This is a genomic window from Chryseobacterium sp. FR048, from assembly GCF_056844665.1.
Genome location: NZ_JBXDSE010000014.1, coordinates 29,382 through 45,552 on the forward strand (window position 1 = coordinate 29,382; position 16,171 = coordinate 45,552).

The following is a 16,171-nucleotide window of genomic DNA, read 5'->3' on the forward strand; positions in this document are numbered from 1 at the left end:
CCCCCCCCCCCCCCCCCCCCCCCCCCCGATTCTATTTATTATATTTTTTCTTTAGAATCCTACCTGGAAACCAGCCTTAACTCCAAATTTGGATATGTCCGGTCTGTCAAGATAATTTCCTCTCCAGTTGAAGTCTACTCTGAAAATTCTAAGATTCCCGATTCCTATATTTTCAATCCCAAATCCATATTCAAAATAGATCTGCTCGCTTGGGGCCGAATATTTATAACCTTCTACATTGATAGCTTTAGAAGCATCACTTAATGTTCCGTAAGCTCCTCTGATAAATGCTACTTCCCTAAGTTTTAGTTTCTTGATCAAAGGAATATAAGAAAGGATCTTTCCGTTGAAATGGTGCTCCAGATGAAGAGTCGTATAAGCATCTGCAACAAACTCATAATAATTAAGCTGAGAAAATGTATTAGGAGCTAAACCATATGATAAATTGGCCGGAATGATATTCTGCAATGCCAATGGTACGGTATTGAAGTTCTTTCCTGCCTCAAAATTAACAACCATTTTTCCAAGATTTCCAATTAAAAACGGCTTGTAAAGCATGAACTGAAGCTTGTCATAATTGAAGTCAGCGTTGAAAAGCCCTTCTATCCCTCTGGTATATCGCAAAACAATGGTTGGGGCGAGGTTTCTTGCCTGATAACGGTCTATTCCGGTTTGTGAGAACTTCGCTCCCGGTTTTGCAATTAAGCTGATGGTGACATGAGAGTCATTGACTGTTTTTCTCAGGTTTCCATCCTGATAATACATCAGGTTGAATTTCTCAGGAATAGCAGATTTAATGCTCTGCATCACTCCGTCCACCCTGATCTGGAAGTTTTTCCACGGCTCAATGGCTGCGAAAACATTCGTTTGATTGACAGAACTTAAAGAGATATTTTCTCCTCTGGCAAAGAAGGTACTGGAAGAAAGAGAGCGGGAGGCCACTCCGTCACCTGATGTAAGCTGTCCGCCAAGCTGAACAATGTCCCTGCTGGTTCCTGCTCCGATCATGAAACGGTTTAGTCGGTTGAACATATATCTTGCTTCAACACCATATTTTACCTGGTGATCTTTAAATCCGTATGCTGTATAAAACTGAACTCTCCAAGGATCATTAAGGCCAAAGTAGGATCTTGCCCCTAATCTTATCCTGTCTCCTTCCACTTCATTTCTTCCGTATATGGAGAAAATAGGGCCAATATCAATCCCTTTAAAGGCATTGTAGTAACGGGAACCAAGAGTTTCAAACAGTTTTACCATTCTGTTGAATTTTGGGGTCTGCTGAAGCTGATCAAGCATTTGGTAAACTCCCTGTTCCGCCTTCGACAGAGTGTCGGGTCTTGCTTTCGTCCAATAGGCTTCATCCTTATCGGTAAATTTATCCTCATATTCTGCCTCTGTCCTTTTGAATACCTTAGGATCAAGAGGCTTATTGAACTGATAATCTGAGTAATCTACGGTTCTCTTTGCAATAATGCTTTTAGAGCCTTTCTTTTTTGAAAAAGGGCTCATTTCAAATTCCGTAACCAGCTTTTTAGGAAGAAAAGTTGTTTCGTCCGGATTGTCGTATTCAAGCTGAGTATATACACTGTTGACAAAGTTGACATTGATCTTCTGAGTCGATTTCAAAGTAGCTCCTAAAACGGCATAAGTATCCGTATCAATATAAAGATTACCCTGAAAGGCAAGAACATCTTTTCTTTTGGGTTGATACCTGATCTGAAAAGCTTTTTCGCCACGGATGGAAATGGTATCTACCAGGCTGTAATCATAGGTGCTGAACCCGTCTGTCCCCACAGGACTCTGGAAGCCTATATCAAAATAGTTAAGGGTATTGTCGTAAATATTGATGTCCCGATATAGGTTTTTTGCAGAAACCGTGATCACCTGGTTGTCCTGAAATCCTGATGTTTTCTGAGCGACCAATGTTCTTTTGCTGTCTTTATCCGGTCTATTCTTTCCGTAATTTTCGTAAACGGCTTCATTCAGGAAGATAGGAAGTCCCAGTCTGCCGCTGGCTGTAGAATCTGCATAGCTGAATATGAAATCCAGCTTATTGAAGATCTTTTTCTTCATGAATGCGCTGTCCAGATTATTGAGATCAAATTGAGTCTTTTCGTACTCTTTAAACGAGTACGTGTCAAATTTATCCAATCCGTTATTTCTTTTCTGAGCCCATACCTTTTGCATGATCGCATAAGCCGGGTTTTCTTTTTTGTTTTTGTATTTGGTTTTTCCTGCCTGCAAAACTACTTCCTGGATGTTGCTCACTTTAGCCTGGGAAAGCTGTACGAAAATATTTTCGGCAGTCTCAGGGGTGATTTCCAAGGTTTCGGTAGTATAGCTTTTTCTGGAAAATTTTAGTTGATGAATAATGCTGTCTGACTGAACGCTAAAGCTTCCAGACGAGGTGGTAAGGGTAGGCTTAGTATTATTGTTGATAAAAATGTCAACTTTACTAAGTTCTTTATTGGTTTTTTCATCGACAATCTTACCGCTGACACGGTTTTGAGCGTAGGCAGAACCGGCAAGGATCAGGAGGAAAAATAAAAAATAGTGTTTTTTAGAGTTATTGTTTAACATCATTCGTTTCTTCAGGCAATTAGCACAAACAAAAAGTATGCAGTTTATTTAAAAAAAACATAAAAAAATAAAATATTTTTATTGTTCGGAATAAAAGAGCAAATGTAACGAAAATAATACTACAGTTTATGAAATTTAAAGAGGAAATTTTGGCGCTTAAAATATAAGAATCAGTGAATTAAATATAAGATCAAAAGTCACCTTATTTACGAATTATTCAATGGTGTTTTTCTTGAAATTAAAGCGCAAAATAACAGGCGGCAACTTTCATTTCATCAGCCACGCTATCAGAAGTTTTATAGGGTAGGTTAACAGGCCAAAAACAAAATCGGTGAGAAACCCAATAATGGGAAGAAGAATAAAGATCCACCATTTGTATTTGAATTTTGTAGTCATTCCTTGGATGAGATTATTCCAGACCAAAATCATTCTGTCTTTATAATAAAATAAAATGAGGAGGTCGGCGAAGATCATACAAGCCAGCCGGATGGGGAGGGAAGCTCCAAACATATCCATTGTGAATGCGAGATCGATCAGAAATATTTGTCCAAGAATGGGAAGTAATAATATGGCTCCCACCAGAGCGGTTCTGTTGATGACGATCAAAATTGCCCCTAGAATCTGAGTGATACCGACAACAATATCAAAAGTAGTATCCATGCTGAAAAGCTGCCATGCGAGATCGAATTTGCCTACATCTTTTAAAGGAGTATTTAGAATTTCGGCGCTTCGATGTCCAAACTGGTTTCCAGTCATTTTACTGATGCCATAATCTACCATGTAGAAGGCCAGGTACCATCTGAAAGATAAGATGATGAAGTCAAATATTTTTGCTTTTGTTATAGATTTCAAAATGTAAGTTGTTTTTAGATTTTAATGACTCAATTTTAAATTAAGCTGAATTTTAAAATGTTGATAAGTGTTTCTCTATAATTTTTTTTAAACCTTAAGCACAAATCAGACTCTATGTTTTTATCGTATGACCAGAAACAAAAGAATAAATAAGACAATCATCATAATAGTTGCACCTTGGCGGTTGTAATTGAATAGATGAAGTCCGATTAAAACCTGTAAATCATCATTTATATCAGACTCAATAGAATTATCGATGCTTGAATAGCGTATTCCGGAATTATTCCCATTCTGTATTTCCCACCTTGAGTACCGTATATTAGTATACTGCCACACAAATGAGTCTTTTTCGGTTTTTATAATGGCTTTATTTCCCCAAAAACGGTACTGAATGGTTCCGATTACTTGATTTTGGCTGTTGAATATTTCAGCTTCCTTTTTTAGAAAACTTTTCTGCCTGAAAGAATATTTCTTATTGTTTATTTCTGAAGCAGCGTTTAAAGAAAAAATACGTCTGCGGATGATACCAATTGGTTTGGTGGCTAGGTATATTTTGTAAGTGTTTGAAAATGTGCTTTTCTTCCAATTATATCTTATTCCCATTTTAATGCTGTGTTGTGCTAAGGCATCGTATTGAAAAGCTGTTTTACATATACTTCCTTAAGTGGCTTTTAGTCAACGACTAAGGTAATTAAAAATTTGCAATAAAATATTGAAAGATAAAAATGGGTTGAATTATTGAGCTTTATAATTAATGTCTATGTGTTGGTTTTCAACGTTTGAGAGTCTCTTCAAAAAAGGATTTTTTAAGCATAAAAAAAGACCTACATTTCTGTAAGTCTTTTTTGCTCCTCCTGCTGGGCTCGAACCAGCGACCCTCTGATTAACAGTCAGATGCTCTAACCAACTGAGCTAAGGAGGAATGTCCTTTGTTTTAAGTGGTGCAAATATAATATGAATATCCGTACCAAGCAAGTTTTTTTGCTTTATTCATGGCGGATTTTAAGAAATGTATTGAATTTCAATAAGAAATATTTTGATTTTTTTTTAATTCAATTCTCAATATTTTCAAATAAGCGGTAGAAATGTGATTGAAAATTTTAGGGAAAATCATTATCATGTGGCGAAGGTTTGCATTTTGGGGTTATTTTTAGATATAAATCTGCTTATGGTTCGTTTACAACAGAGAGATTGGTCTTTATAAAAAAATTAATCAGATAGCTTTTGTTCTAATAATTTGTATGGGGTAATCTTGTTGTCATCAAAAAAACGTTCCTTGTATTTAATTTTTAACTGATCCAGTAATCGCATCATATTGAAGCCTGTAGAATAAAAATAGCGAATAGAATTGCTGTTGTACATCCAGGGTTTATCTACCAGTTTAAATGTTTTGAAAGCTGAAGGATCATACTGCTTATCAATACTCATAAGTTCCTTATTGGTTGGTATATTTTTAAAAAGAAGGTAGAGTTGGTACTCAATATACCTTGTGCTTCCTTCCATTTTTTCCAGAAATTCTTCCTGATGTGTGAGATCGAATTTCTCAGTCTGGGAGAATCTTGATAATCTCTGAGCTCTTTGCATTTTATAGACCTTAAAAAGAGCTTTTGTCTTTTGTATGTTTTTACTGGCTAAGCATTCTAATAAAATTTGATTTTCTTTGTCTATGCTTTCTTTGAACCATGAATAATGATCATAATAAGATTGCAGTCTCGTTATGCTGACAGTTATTGAATCATTAGCATATCGGATGAACTCCGGATGACGGAACTGAAAGCCATGAAAATACTCATGTAAAATGACTGTTGCCCAGGTTTGGGTATTGGTAATATCTTCAATATGCTTACGGGTTGTATCATAATCACTACAGAGAATAACAGGATAATGATACCATAGTTTGCTGCTGTCTGTATTTTCATAAGCTGTAAACATATGAAATGCGAGCGTGTCCAGACGTTCTGTTTCTTCAATCAAAATATTTCCCCTTCTGTAAGTTTTTATTGGGTGTTTTTTTAATGTTTCTGAAATGGGTCTGCCTGTTATGAAGGTTTTTGTAGGAGTAAAATAAGCAATATCAGCAGTGTATTCAGAGGATCCGAACGTTGGCCATACCTTATTCAGGTGCTTTTTTAAAGTGTGGAGGTATTGTATACGCTCTATATCGAGATTATTATTTTGCGCTTGAAGATTCAGGGAAGAAATAATCAGGCAACAAAAGATGAGCATTCCGAATAATATTCTTTTCATGCTGATTTTTATTGCTAATATAAAGAATATTTAATGACCTGATAATTAATAGGTAGGCAGTCTATACAAAACAAGGCCTACATTTCTGTAAGCCTTGTTTTTTTATTTCTTTAAATCTTTCATAATTTCCTGAACAGCCCTTTCCAGTTGAGGATCATTGTCCAGCTGTCGGTCTACGAAGGTATTTTTGACGTAGATGTCCGGTTTTACCCCGGTTTTCTCCAGATTCTGCCCGTCCAGAGTATAAGTTCCCCATGCAGGAAGTCTGTAATAAGACCCGTCTACAAGACTTTTTCCGGATGTGAAGATAATCCATCGATAGGTATCCTGGCCAATAATTTTTCCTAATTTCAGGGCCTTGAAACCTGCGGCTGTCATTTCAGCGTCACTCAGTGAAGCTTCGTTAATCAGAAGAACAATTGGCTTTCCGGAAGGAGCGAAGTTAGGCTGCGCAGTCATTTTTCCTTCACGGTATTTCCATTGTAGATAAGGCCTTTGAGAAAGGAAATTTAATACTTTATCATGAACATTTCCACCTGTATTATAGCGTAAGTCGAGAATGACAGCATCTTTCTGATTTTCCTGCTCCACCATATCCAGAAGGAAGCGGTCCAGCTCATCAGTAGACATATTCTTCATATAAGAATAGGCAATGCGGTTATTGCTCAGTTTGTTTACACGTTGGCGGTTGTTGTAGATCCAGTTGTCATAAAGCAGTCCTTTCAATTCTGGGTTAGAGATAGGGTGTACTTTGGTAGTGATATTCTTTCCACTACGATTTAAGGTAAGAATAAGTTCATCCTGTTTTTTAGGAGTGGTGAAATACGTTTCAATGTTTTCACGGGAGTCAATATTTTTTCCGTTAACTGCAATAAGCTGGTCTCCTGGCTTAATGTCAACTCCGGAACGGAACGCCGGGGATTTCCTTACAATACTTTCTACGGTATAAGGTTCATCTTTTTTAAAGACAATTCCGGTTTCATTGGTAAAATAGCTCAGGTAAGTACTTTCTTCCTTTCCGGCTGACGAAAACCCGATATGAGAAGAATTAAGCTCACCTAAAAGATCATTAAGCAGGATTCGAAGATCGTTTCTGTTGTTTACATAAGGCAGATACTTGGCATACTGCTCTTTCTTTGCTTTCCAGTTGATTCCGTGGAATTTTTCATCGTAGAAGTTTTCCTCCACACCCGTCCAGGCTTCATCATACATCTGGGTGAATTCAGATGCCAGATCCTTATTGAATGTATATTGAATATTTATTTTTTCCGGTTTTGTGGTTTCCAGGGCCATTTTGTAGATATTACCTTCTATAATGGCAAAAACGTTCTTATCGACTTTGCTGATATTATAAGCGGCTTTATCAAAAACTTTTTCAGACTTGGCAGGCTCAAAATCAGCGAACACTTTTTTAAACAGCTGTTTTTTTCCATTATCCTGATTCGAATTGAAAAATAGAATTTCCTTCTTATCACTTGCAAAAACTACAGGATCATCCTGATAACCATATCGGTCTGTCACCAACTCAATTCTTTCCAGTGTGTTTTCCGGATTTACTTTCAGTTCTTTGATGACAGGTTCCTTGTTTTCCTCTTTCTTATCCTTGTTCTCCTTATTGTCTTCTTTTTTGTCTTTGCTGTCCTTTTTATCTTTTTCAGCTTTGTCCGGCTTGGCTTCCTTTTTTTCTTCAACGAAAAGGCTGTCGAATTTTTCAGACTTATAAGGCTCATCAAACCAATCCAGCGCCATGCGGTAAATATTGGATTTTTGTAAGCCTAAAGGATAAGACGGATTGGTTCTGTCGCTGGTAAAATAAATGTATTTGCCATTAGGAGACCAATAAGGATCTTCTTCAGAAACTCCGGTATTGGTAAGGTTGATGGTCTGGCCTTTTTTGATGTTATAAACGAAAATATCCAGTTCGAAATTCCTTTTTGCCGAGAATAATACATACTCGTTGTTGGGCGAAAAAGAAGGTTTTGAATTTTGGAAAGCCCAGATTTCATCTTTTACGATCGTTGTGGAATTGAAGTTGGTTAAATCCATTAATCTTACTTCATCACGACCGCTTAAATATACTGCTTTTGTAAGATCACTATTGAGCGTGATGTTTCGGTTATTGCGAAGGTCCTGGGTCAATTGTTTCAGTTGGCCTTTTCCATCTGCAGAAATCGTAAACCAGTTTTGATACCCTTTGTAGGTCTGGCTGAAAATTAAGGTACGGTTGTCTTTCAGCCATTTCACATCCATTACCCGTTCCTTTCCATCAGAAATCTGTTGGGTAAACTTCCCTTCAATATCCGAAACAAACAGCACACCGCGGCTTACAAAAGCCATTTTTTTGCCGTCAGGAGAAACATCATAATAAGAAATATTGTTTTCTACGCTGAAATTCTGTTCCTTTTCCAGTGTTTTATTCGTGTTGAGGCTGGTGTTAAGGACTTTGGTGCTTTTGGAAGCTACATCATACACATACAGCTGATAATCCTTTTCAAATATTACTTTAGATCCGTTTGCAGCTACAAAAGGCTTTTTTATGGAAGTATCAAATTGAGTTAAAGCTGTCTTTTTACCGTTTTCTATTTTGTAAAGATTGTATTCATTATTATTTTCATCCGAAATAAAATAAATAGTCCCGTTTTTATCTACACTTGGGTTAAAATCTTTGCCCTCATAGTTGGTGTACTGCTTAAAGGCACTGTTCTTTGGATTATAGCCTAAAATATCAGGATTATTTTCTCCTTTGTAGCGTTTACGGTGTACCTGGTTGGCGCTTTCTGAAGAACTTGTGAAAAGATATTCTCCGGCTGGAGTTTCTACAAGGCCATTGGTATTGTTAAAATAATTGTTGAAAAGCTTTTGTGGAGTTTTTCCTTCAATTGTCGTTTTAAAACTTCCGAAATTATTATTTCTGCTTGAGGTAAAATAAATGGTTTTACTGTCCCATCCCCAGCTTTCCATTTCATCTTTTCCGGTATGGAAGGTAAGTTGCTTGATCGTTCCTCCTTCTGCCGGCATTACATATACATCATAGTTTCCGTATTGATTGGAACTGAATGCAAGCCATTTCCCGTCAGGAGAAATACGGGGATTGATTTCTTCCCCATCCAGGGCTGTTATTCTTGAGGCATTTCCTCCATTAGAATCGGCTTTCCATAGATCTCCGTCGTAAGCGAAATAAGCTGTTTTGCCATCAGGGCTCAGGGAAGGTGTTGATAAAAAATAAGACTTTTCCTGTGCTGATACCTGTATAATAGCAAAGGCTGTCAATAATGAAATAATAGTTTTTTTCATGGATTAATTCGATATTTAGGCAATACTTTAAAGCTGGTTTGATTGCTTTTTGATGTATAAGTTATATGTGAAGTGCTTAAAAAGACAATTTTTTCTCTTTAACAGTGAAATTGATCATCTCAAATAAGGGGTTCTAACATATAACTCAATAATAACTACAAATATCTTATTTTTTAGAGAATGACAAAAGAAAAGGAAGATAGATGCCTGTAAACAACTGAGAAATACGGGTAAACCTAACAGATTTCCAAAACCTGTTAGGTTTAGATATGGAAATACAAAATTAAAGACCTGTAGCTTGTATTTAATTAGCCATCAATAGCAATTGGTAAAGTATATTGGTGAAAATGAGTGGGAGACAATTCGTGAAATTTTGTTGTCGACGAGTTCTGATAAGGTATCAATCAATTTTTAAGCATAAAAAAAGACCTACATTTCTGTAGGTCTTTTTTGCTCCTCCTGCTGGGCTCGAACCAGCGACCCTCTGATTAACAGTCAGATGCTCTAACCAACTGAGCTAAGGAGGAATGTCCTTTGTTTTAAGTGGTGCAAATATAGGACGAATATTTATACCCTACAAATATTTTTAGAAAAATTTTCAAAAAAATTACAAGCTTCCTGTGATTGCTTTGAAAATATCGCTTCCGAAAATCAGTAGCATTAAGCCTAGAAGGAAGATAACTCCCACCATCTGAGCGTTTTCCAATACTTTTTGAGGAACAGGTTTCCCTACGATCATTTCATACAAGGTAAACAAAACGTGGCCACCGTCAAGTCCCGGGATAGGAATAAGGTTCAGGAATGCCAACCATACAGAGAACATTGCTGTAAAGCTCCAGAACATGGTCCAGTTAATAGAAACAGCCCCGCTTTTCGATTTTTCCACAGGCATATTTTTGATGATCGCAAGAGGACCACCTACCTTTTTGTATCCCTGTACTTTCTTGTTGAATACAAGTTTGAACTGTTTAATCTGATACGTTAAACTTTCTATACTTCTCGTAAATCCTCTCCCAATAGATTCAGCAAATGTAAAATGCTTTGTCGTTGCATATTTTTCCAGTTGCTTATAAGAACTGATTCCTAAAGTTCCTTCTTTAGAAACTTCAAGCTTAAGTGGTTGTATAGCTCCGGATCTTAAAACATCAACATCTAATGTTTTTCCTGCATTTTTTATTACCGTACCCTGTAGCTCGTCATAATAATTGATCTTCTGTCCGTTTACAGAAACTACCTGATCACCAACTTTTAGACCGGCAGCAGCTGTTTTAGGATTCACAATCGTATCTATTATGGCTGCATATCTCGGGGTAAGGAATGCTCTCGGGTTGTCATCACGGAAGGCAAGTGCTTTTCCATCATCGTTGGTATTGAAGGTTACTTCTTTTCCGTTTCTTAAAACAGTGATCTGGTCACTTAGCAAAATATCCAGTGAAAGCTTATCTAAGCTGTTCTGAACTTTTCCGTCTACTTTTAAGATTTTATCACCATCTTCAAAGCCCATTGCTTTGGCAACCTGAGTATAGTGCATAGGAGCATCTACCTTTGAAGTCTCAAATGAAGATTCCCCGTTGAAGTACGAAAGACATCCGTAGATAATCCAAGCCAGGAAAAAGTTTACCGTAACCCCACCTAGCATGATGATCAGTCTCTGCCATGCCGGTTTAGATCTGAACTCCCATGGCTCTGCAGGCTTTTTCATTTGGGCAGTGTCCATACTTTCATCCACCATTCCGGCAATTTTCACATAACCTCCGAAAGGAAGCCATCCAATACCATATTTGGTTTGCTCCGGATGTTTTCTCCAGTCATCTTCTGGAAGTTTTGATATATCGATAGGAACTTCTTCCTTTTTTCCGTTTACCTCTGTCACTTCAGTATCAGGCAGATTCTGAGAAAAGAACTTGTACTTCCATTTTCCGTTAATCTTCTTCATAGAAAATATGGAGAAGTAAGGATCAAAAAACAGGAAGAACTTTTCTGCTCTGGTTTTGAACCATATTGCTGGCAGGAAGTGTCCAAGCTCATGAAGAACTACAAGTATAGAGATACTCAGAATGAACTGGAAGAGTTTGATTGCTATTTCCATTAATAAATTTTAGATTTTAATTTGCAAAGGTAACAATTATCAAAACTATGCCAAATAAAAAAGCCTCTCGAAACGAGAAGCTTTGTCATATTTAAAGACGTTTTGATTATAAATTGAATGAAACACCAAGGCTTCCGTTGTTACCCACCTCTGCAAAGACCCCTATTTTGTCTGTAAAGAAGTAGCGTGCCCCAATATGAGCCCCTATTCCGAAGTCCTTACCAAGAACTCCAAGATCTACCCCTGGGTAAATATCCAATTTTGGAGGAAGATTCAGAGCGTCCTGCAGGTGAAAATTCAGCCTTCCGAAAACAAAAACACGATTATCCTTATCATTGTTTTTATAATTGTCAAAATAGCCATTGATCCCTGCTCCCACTGAGATAAGCTTGTTGATTCCGTAATCATAAGTTCCTGTGATACCTGTTCCGTATCCCCAGGCACTCAGACCCAGCTGTACTTTATGATCTCCTTTCCCGGTATAAGCCTGAGCATTGGCCATCGTTCCAAAAAAGAATATCATCACCATAAAAACCAATTTCTTCATAAATTTTTTAATTTTTAATGATTTTAATAAAAATTATCTCCATCAAAAATGAAACCGAAACAAGATCAACCCTTCGAAAATAAAAGACTTTAATAGTTTTTAAGAATTTTGAATCTCTGCACCTTAGCTTAGAATTTGTCACTATTCTTTATCCGTTCTTTCACTTAAGTTTTTCTTTGGTAATGATAAAAGCCGTATTTTTATACATAGGATTATTGAAATAACTTTAAAAAACAAAAAAATGAAAATTGCAGGACTTAATTTGGATATTATCTGGAAAAATAAGACTGAAAATTTTAACATCATAGAAAAAGAATTCCATAAGGTAGAGGCAGATCTGTTCCTTCTTCCCGAGATGTTTTCAACAGGTTTCTGTATGGATGCTGCCGAAGTTTCAGACAAGAATCAAGAATCACTGGAGTTTTTGAAAAAACTTTCAAAAGAAAAAAATGCAGCTTTTTGCGGAAGCGCTCCCGTAGAAGAAAATGGGAACTTTTACAACAGAATGTATTTTGTACAACCAGAGGGTACAACCGATTTTTATGATAAGAGACACCTGTTTTCCTTTTCAGGAGAAGATAAAGTGTACACCCCAGGAAAAGATAGAATAATCGTTGAATATCATGGAATCCGATTCCTGCTTCAGGTTTGCTATGATCTTCGTTTTCCTGTTTTTGCAAGAAATAATGATGATTACGATGCAATATTATATGTTGCCAATTGGCCCGAAAAAAGAGTGGGAGCGTGGGAACATCTTTTAAAAGCACGGGCAATCGAAAATCTTTCTTATGTTTTCGGATTAAACAGAATAGGAACGGATGGAAATAATCTGCTGTATCAGGAGAGCTCTCACTGTTTCTTTGCAGACGGGAAGGAAATTTCTCAAAAAGAAGGTAATATCATCACAGCAGAATTAGATCTGGATGAGCTGAGGGACTTTAGAAACCACTTCCAGTTTCTGAATGACAGAGATCATTTCTCCATCGATTTATAAACATAGACAAAAAATGAAGGCTGAGCTTCATTGAAACCCAGCCTTTATTTTTAGCTTAAATATCTTAAATATATTGCTGTAGAAGTTGTGTCAGAGTGTTGACATCATGTACACCACTTTCCTTCCAAAGAAGCTCTCCGTTTTTGAAGACTGCTAAGGTAGGAACTCCCCGTACCCCATATTGGGCTGCCAGAGCAGGATACTGATCTACATCCACCTTGATGATTCTGGCTCCTTCGCCAATATTTTCTTTTACTGTATTTAAAACCGAAGACTGTACTTTACATGGCTGGCACCATGTGGCAAAAAAGTCAATAAGTACGGGCCTTTCGGAGTTGATGATTTCCTGAAATTTCTGTGACATAGTTTTGTTTTTTTATTCATTTATTTTCGGTTGGCTTCCTCCTGGATCGCTTTTACGTTTTTCCAGGTGGTCCCGTCATAAGCTTCTACACCATTTTTCTTCAATATCTCCATGGCCTGATCCGCCTGAATTCCTTTGTTGCAGAAAACAACTACTTTTTTTCCTTTTAACGATTCAATATTGTTCTGAATATCGGCCAAAGGAATGTTGATCGCATTTTTTGCCGTTCCTGCAGCATACTGTTCCGGGATTCTTACGTCTACCAAAGTGACATCAGAACTGGTTACTACCTCTTTGATGTTGGCTTTTGGAATATCTGCTACATGAGATGTATTACAGGCACTTAGCGTAAAAACCAATGCCAGAAGAATTCCGGAAATTGAAATCTTCATAACCTTATGATGTTTTGGATTGGCAGACAAAATCCGTTGTCGGGAATTTTTCTGTTTTTTTGATGCCGTTAAAACCGCCTTCAATTTCAGTGAAGTTTCTGATTCCGTGTGCGTTCAGGATACTTGCTGCAATCATACTTCTGTAGCCTCCTGCACAGTGAAGGAAGAAATATTCTTTGTCATCAATACTTCTTACCCAGTCATTGATCGCATCTAATGGTCTGTTGTAAGCATTGTCAATATGTTCTGCAGAATATTCAGTCAGTTTTCTGACATCAATTACTGTTGAGCCTTCTGTAAACTGTTCAGCAAATTCAGCCGGAGAAATTCTTTTAACTTCGTCAGTTTCTTTACCCGAATTTTTCCACGCTTCAAAGCCTCCTTTTAAATAGCCTACTACATGATCAAAACCTACTCTGCTGAGTCTTGTAATAACTTCTTCCTCAGTTCCTTCATCGGTTACCAATAATATAGGATGCTTCACGTCTACAATCATAGCACCCACCCAAGGGGCAAAGTCTCCTTTTAGTCCTATATTGATAGCGTTCGGAACAAATCCTTTATGAAAATCTGCTGCTCCTCTGGTATCTAAAATTAATGCTCCTGTCTCTTCAGCTAATGCTTCAAAATCTTTAGGATCTACCGGGTTTAGACCTTTGTTCATTACCACATCCAGACTCTCATAGCCACCTTTGTTCATAGCTACGTTCATTCCGAAATATTGAGGTGGAGCAGTAAGGCCATCCAATACTTCTTTGATGAAAGAAGCCTTGTCAGGCTGATTAAGTGCATAATTGGTTCTTTTCTGATTCCCAAGAATATCCACGGTTTCCTTCTGCATATTCTTTCCACATGCTGAGCCGGCACCGTGAGCCGGATATACCGTAATGCTGTCATCCAGCGGCATAATTTTGTTCTGAAGGCTGTCATACAGAATCCCTGCAAGATCTTCCTGAGTAAGGTTGGTTGCTTTCTGAGCAAGATCTGGTCTTCCTACATCTCCTAAAAACAGGGTGTCTCCTGTAAAAATAGCAGTTTCAACACCATTTTCGTCAATTAAAAGGTAAGTGCTGCTTTCCATAGTGTGACCAGGAGTATGCAGAACCTTTATTTTTATTTTTCCAATTTCAAAGATCTGCTGATCTTCTGCAATGATAGCCTCAAATTCCGGTGCTGCAGTAGGTCCGTATACAATAGGAGCTCCTGTTTTTTTGCTTAGATCCAGGTGTCCTGAAACGAAATCTGCGTGAAAGTGAGTTTCAAAAATATATTTTAAAGTGACATTGTCTTTTTCCAGACGATCCAGATAAGGTTTTACTTCTCTCAGCGGATCAATAATAGCCGCTTCGTTCTCTGATACAATATAATAGGCGCCCTGAGCCAGACAGCCCGTATATATTTGTTCAATTTTCATTGGGGTCTTTTTTTAATGAGTTAAAGATACAAAGTATTAGATAAATTCTAAATGAAATGTTAAATCCCATTGATAGTTTCTTTCAATACTGTGTTAAACGTACGTTTAATGTTCTTTATTTTTCAGCAAAAAGAATGCCTTACATAATGGTAATCGGGAAATGCTGTTTTTTATCATGTTCTTCTTGCCAAGCCAATCGGTAAAGTCTTTATTTACTCCAGTCTATAGAATATTTTATAGAATAGCTCATTGGTGTTTTCTGAAATGTCTTTATCTATTTTGAACTGAATATAATCGTCCTTTTTGGAAAAGCCTTCTTCATAGTTGATCAGTCCGTTATATTTGTAATAAATATGATCTTTAATCCTGTCATTGTCAGCAATCCTGAGCATTTCTGTAAAATATTTTTTAGTATCATCATGCATCGGCCAGTCTTTTTCGTGGGTTTTATAAAACTCCAGCATTTTTTCAATAGCGTAAACTTCCGATTCAATCTTCATGTCATTAAAACCAGTTAAAAGCTCTCTCTTTTCTAAGTTTTTACCCAGCCATTCAATTTTGGATTGCGCAGCAGCAATCGTTGAATTCATCATCATGGAGTCTCTTTTTATAACCGGCGACAGAATAATGTCCGGCGTTTTTTCGATAGGAAGTGGTCTTTTTGTAGCAATACTCAGGAGTTCAAAATAGTTTTCTATCTTATCTTTTAATTCAGCCAATTGATCTTTGGTCATATCATCACTTGATACCCGTATTTTAAAACTCCATCCGCCACATTCATAAATTGAAAGAAGCGATTGCTTTGCCGTGTATTTTGTGCCTCTAAAAAAATCCGGAGAACCCATTGAATGATCAAATATGGAGTAGATGTAATGTATTTTTACCTGATCATTGGATATGCTTCCAAATGAAGGCTTCAGATCAGTCCCTTTATTTGAGTTCTGATTAAGGGCATATTCATACGCTGAAAAAGAATCCCTGAGAATTTGGTTGTCAATTGATTTTTTTGGATAGATGTACAGGGTGATGGCGGTCCGGTTTTTTTTGTCCTTTTGCTGAACGTAGCCTATCGCTAAATGATTATTCTGAAGGTCATAGGAATAGACTGATTCTCTTTGGAATCCAGACCATAAAGCAGGGAAAACAACAGACGTAGAAGGGTGTGTAAAATCTCCTTTTACCTTTAAATCTGTAGGGCTTTTCCGTTGCTGGGAAAATAGAATTGCAGATAAAAGCAAAAAAACAAGGAGTAATTTTTTTTTAAATAGAATCATATAAGAGTAGATATGGCATTATTTTTAATGACTAAGGTAAACATTAATTGATTAAAGCTAAAAATAAAACTTAACGGTTTAATATTACTTTAATGATTAAATATTTTACAAAAACTTTTATATT

At 36.9% G+C, this 16,171-nt stretch carries 12 protein-coding genes and 2 tRNA genes; 1 reads left to right on the forward strand and 13 read right to left on the reverse strand.

What is annotated here, in order from left to right; genetic code table 11:
- Positions 1–51 precede the first annotated feature (51 nt).
- The 9 genes from AC106K_RS26465 to AC106K_RS26505 form a co-directional block, all read right to left on the reverse strand.
- On the reverse strand, positions 52–2,583 hold the full coding sequence (locus AC106K_RS26465; protein WP_482448631.1) for a DUF5686 family protein: 2,532 nt from the start codon (positions 2,581–2,583) through the stop codon (positions 52–54).
- A gap of 264 nt (positions 2,584–2,847) precedes the next feature.
- Positions 2,848–3,432, reverse strand: a complete 585-nt coding sequence (locus AC106K_RS26470; protein WP_482448632.1) for a hypothetical protein — start codon at positions 3,430–3,432, stop codon at positions 2,848–2,850.
- Positions 3,433–3,552: 120 nt separating this feature from the next.
- Positions 3,553–4,035 (reverse strand): hypothetical protein, encoded by a 483-nt coding sequence (locus tag AC106K_RS26475; RefSeq protein ID WP_482448633.1) that lies wholly within the window; start codon positions 4,033–4,035, stop codon positions 3,553–3,555.
- Between the two features lie 245 nt (positions 4,036–4,280).
- A tRNA-Asn gene (locus tag AC106K_RS26480) sits at positions 4,281–4,354 on the reverse strand.
- A gap of 287 nt (positions 4,355–4,641) precedes the next feature.
- Positions 4,642–5,679 (reverse strand): hypothetical protein, encoded by a 1,038-nt coding sequence (locus AC106K_RS26485; protein WP_482448634.1) that lies wholly within the window; start codon positions 5,677–5,679, stop codon positions 4,642–4,644.
- Between the two features lie 102 nt (positions 5,680–5,781).
- Complete coding sequence (locus AC106K_RS26490; protein ID WP_482448635.1) at positions 5,782–8,973, reverse strand: S41 family peptidase; 3,192 nt, start codon at positions 8,971–8,973, stop codon at positions 5,782–5,784.
- 453 nt (positions 8,974–9,426) lie between these two features.
- Positions 9,427–9,500 (reverse strand) — tRNA-Asn (locus tag AC106K_RS26495).
- A gap of 80 nt (positions 9,501–9,580) precedes the next feature.
- A complete protein-coding gene (gene rseP / locus AC106K_RS26500; RefSeq protein WP_482448636.1) occupies positions 9,581–11,062 on the reverse strand; it encodes an RIP metalloprotease RseP in 1,482 nt (493 codons plus the stop codon).
- A 106-nt stretch (positions 11,063–11,168) separates the two neighbouring features.
- Positions 11,169–11,609 (reverse strand): DUF6646 family protein, encoded by a 441-nt coding sequence (locus AC106K_RS26505; RefSeq protein WP_047097252.1) that lies wholly within the window; start codon positions 11,607–11,609, stop codon positions 11,169–11,171.
- A 241-nt stretch (positions 11,610–11,850) separates the two neighbouring features.
- Between AC106K_RS26505 and AC106K_RS26510 the strand changes: the two genes are divergently transcribed.
- Positions 11,851–12,603 carry a nitrilase-related carbon-nitrogen hydrolase gene (locus AC106K_RS26510; protein ID WP_482448637.1) on the forward strand — a complete coding sequence of 251 codons (753 nt, stop codon included), beginning with the start codon at positions 11,851–11,853 and terminating at the stop codon, positions 12,601–12,603.
- 64 nt (positions 12,604–12,667) lie between these two features.
- Here AC106K_RS26510 and AC106K_RS26515 read toward each other — a convergent pair whose 3' ends face one another.
- The 4 genes from AC106K_RS26515 to AC106K_RS26530 all read right to left on the reverse strand — a co-directional run bounded on the left by AC106K_RS26515 (position 12,668) and on the right by AC106K_RS26530 (position 16,011).
- Positions 12,668–12,967: a thioredoxin family protein gene (locus AC106K_RS26515; RefSeq protein ID WP_047097250.1), complete on the reverse strand. Its 300-nt coding sequence runs from the start codon at positions 12,965–12,967 to the stop codon at positions 12,668–12,670.
- 20 nt (positions 12,968–12,987) lie between these two features.
- The gene (locus tag AC106K_RS26520) at positions 12,988–13,359 is read right to left on the reverse strand and encodes a rhodanese-like domain-containing protein (protein ID WP_482448638.1); all 372 of its coding nucleotides are present in this window, start codon (positions 13,357–13,359) and stop codon (positions 12,988–12,990) included.
- A gap of 4 nt (positions 13,360–13,363) precedes the next feature.
- Positions 13,364–14,773 (reverse strand): MBL fold metallo-hydrolase, encoded by a 1,410-nt coding sequence (locus AC106K_RS26525; protein ID WP_482448639.1) that lies wholly within the window; start codon positions 14,771–14,773, stop codon positions 13,364–13,366.
- Positions 14,774–14,985: 212 nt separating this feature from the next.
- On the reverse strand, positions 14,986–16,011 hold the full coding sequence (locus AC106K_RS26530; RefSeq protein ID WP_482448640.1) for a hypothetical protein: 1,026 nt from the start codon (positions 16,009–16,011) through the stop codon (positions 14,986–14,988).
- Positions 16,012–16,171: the final 160 nt, after the last annotated feature.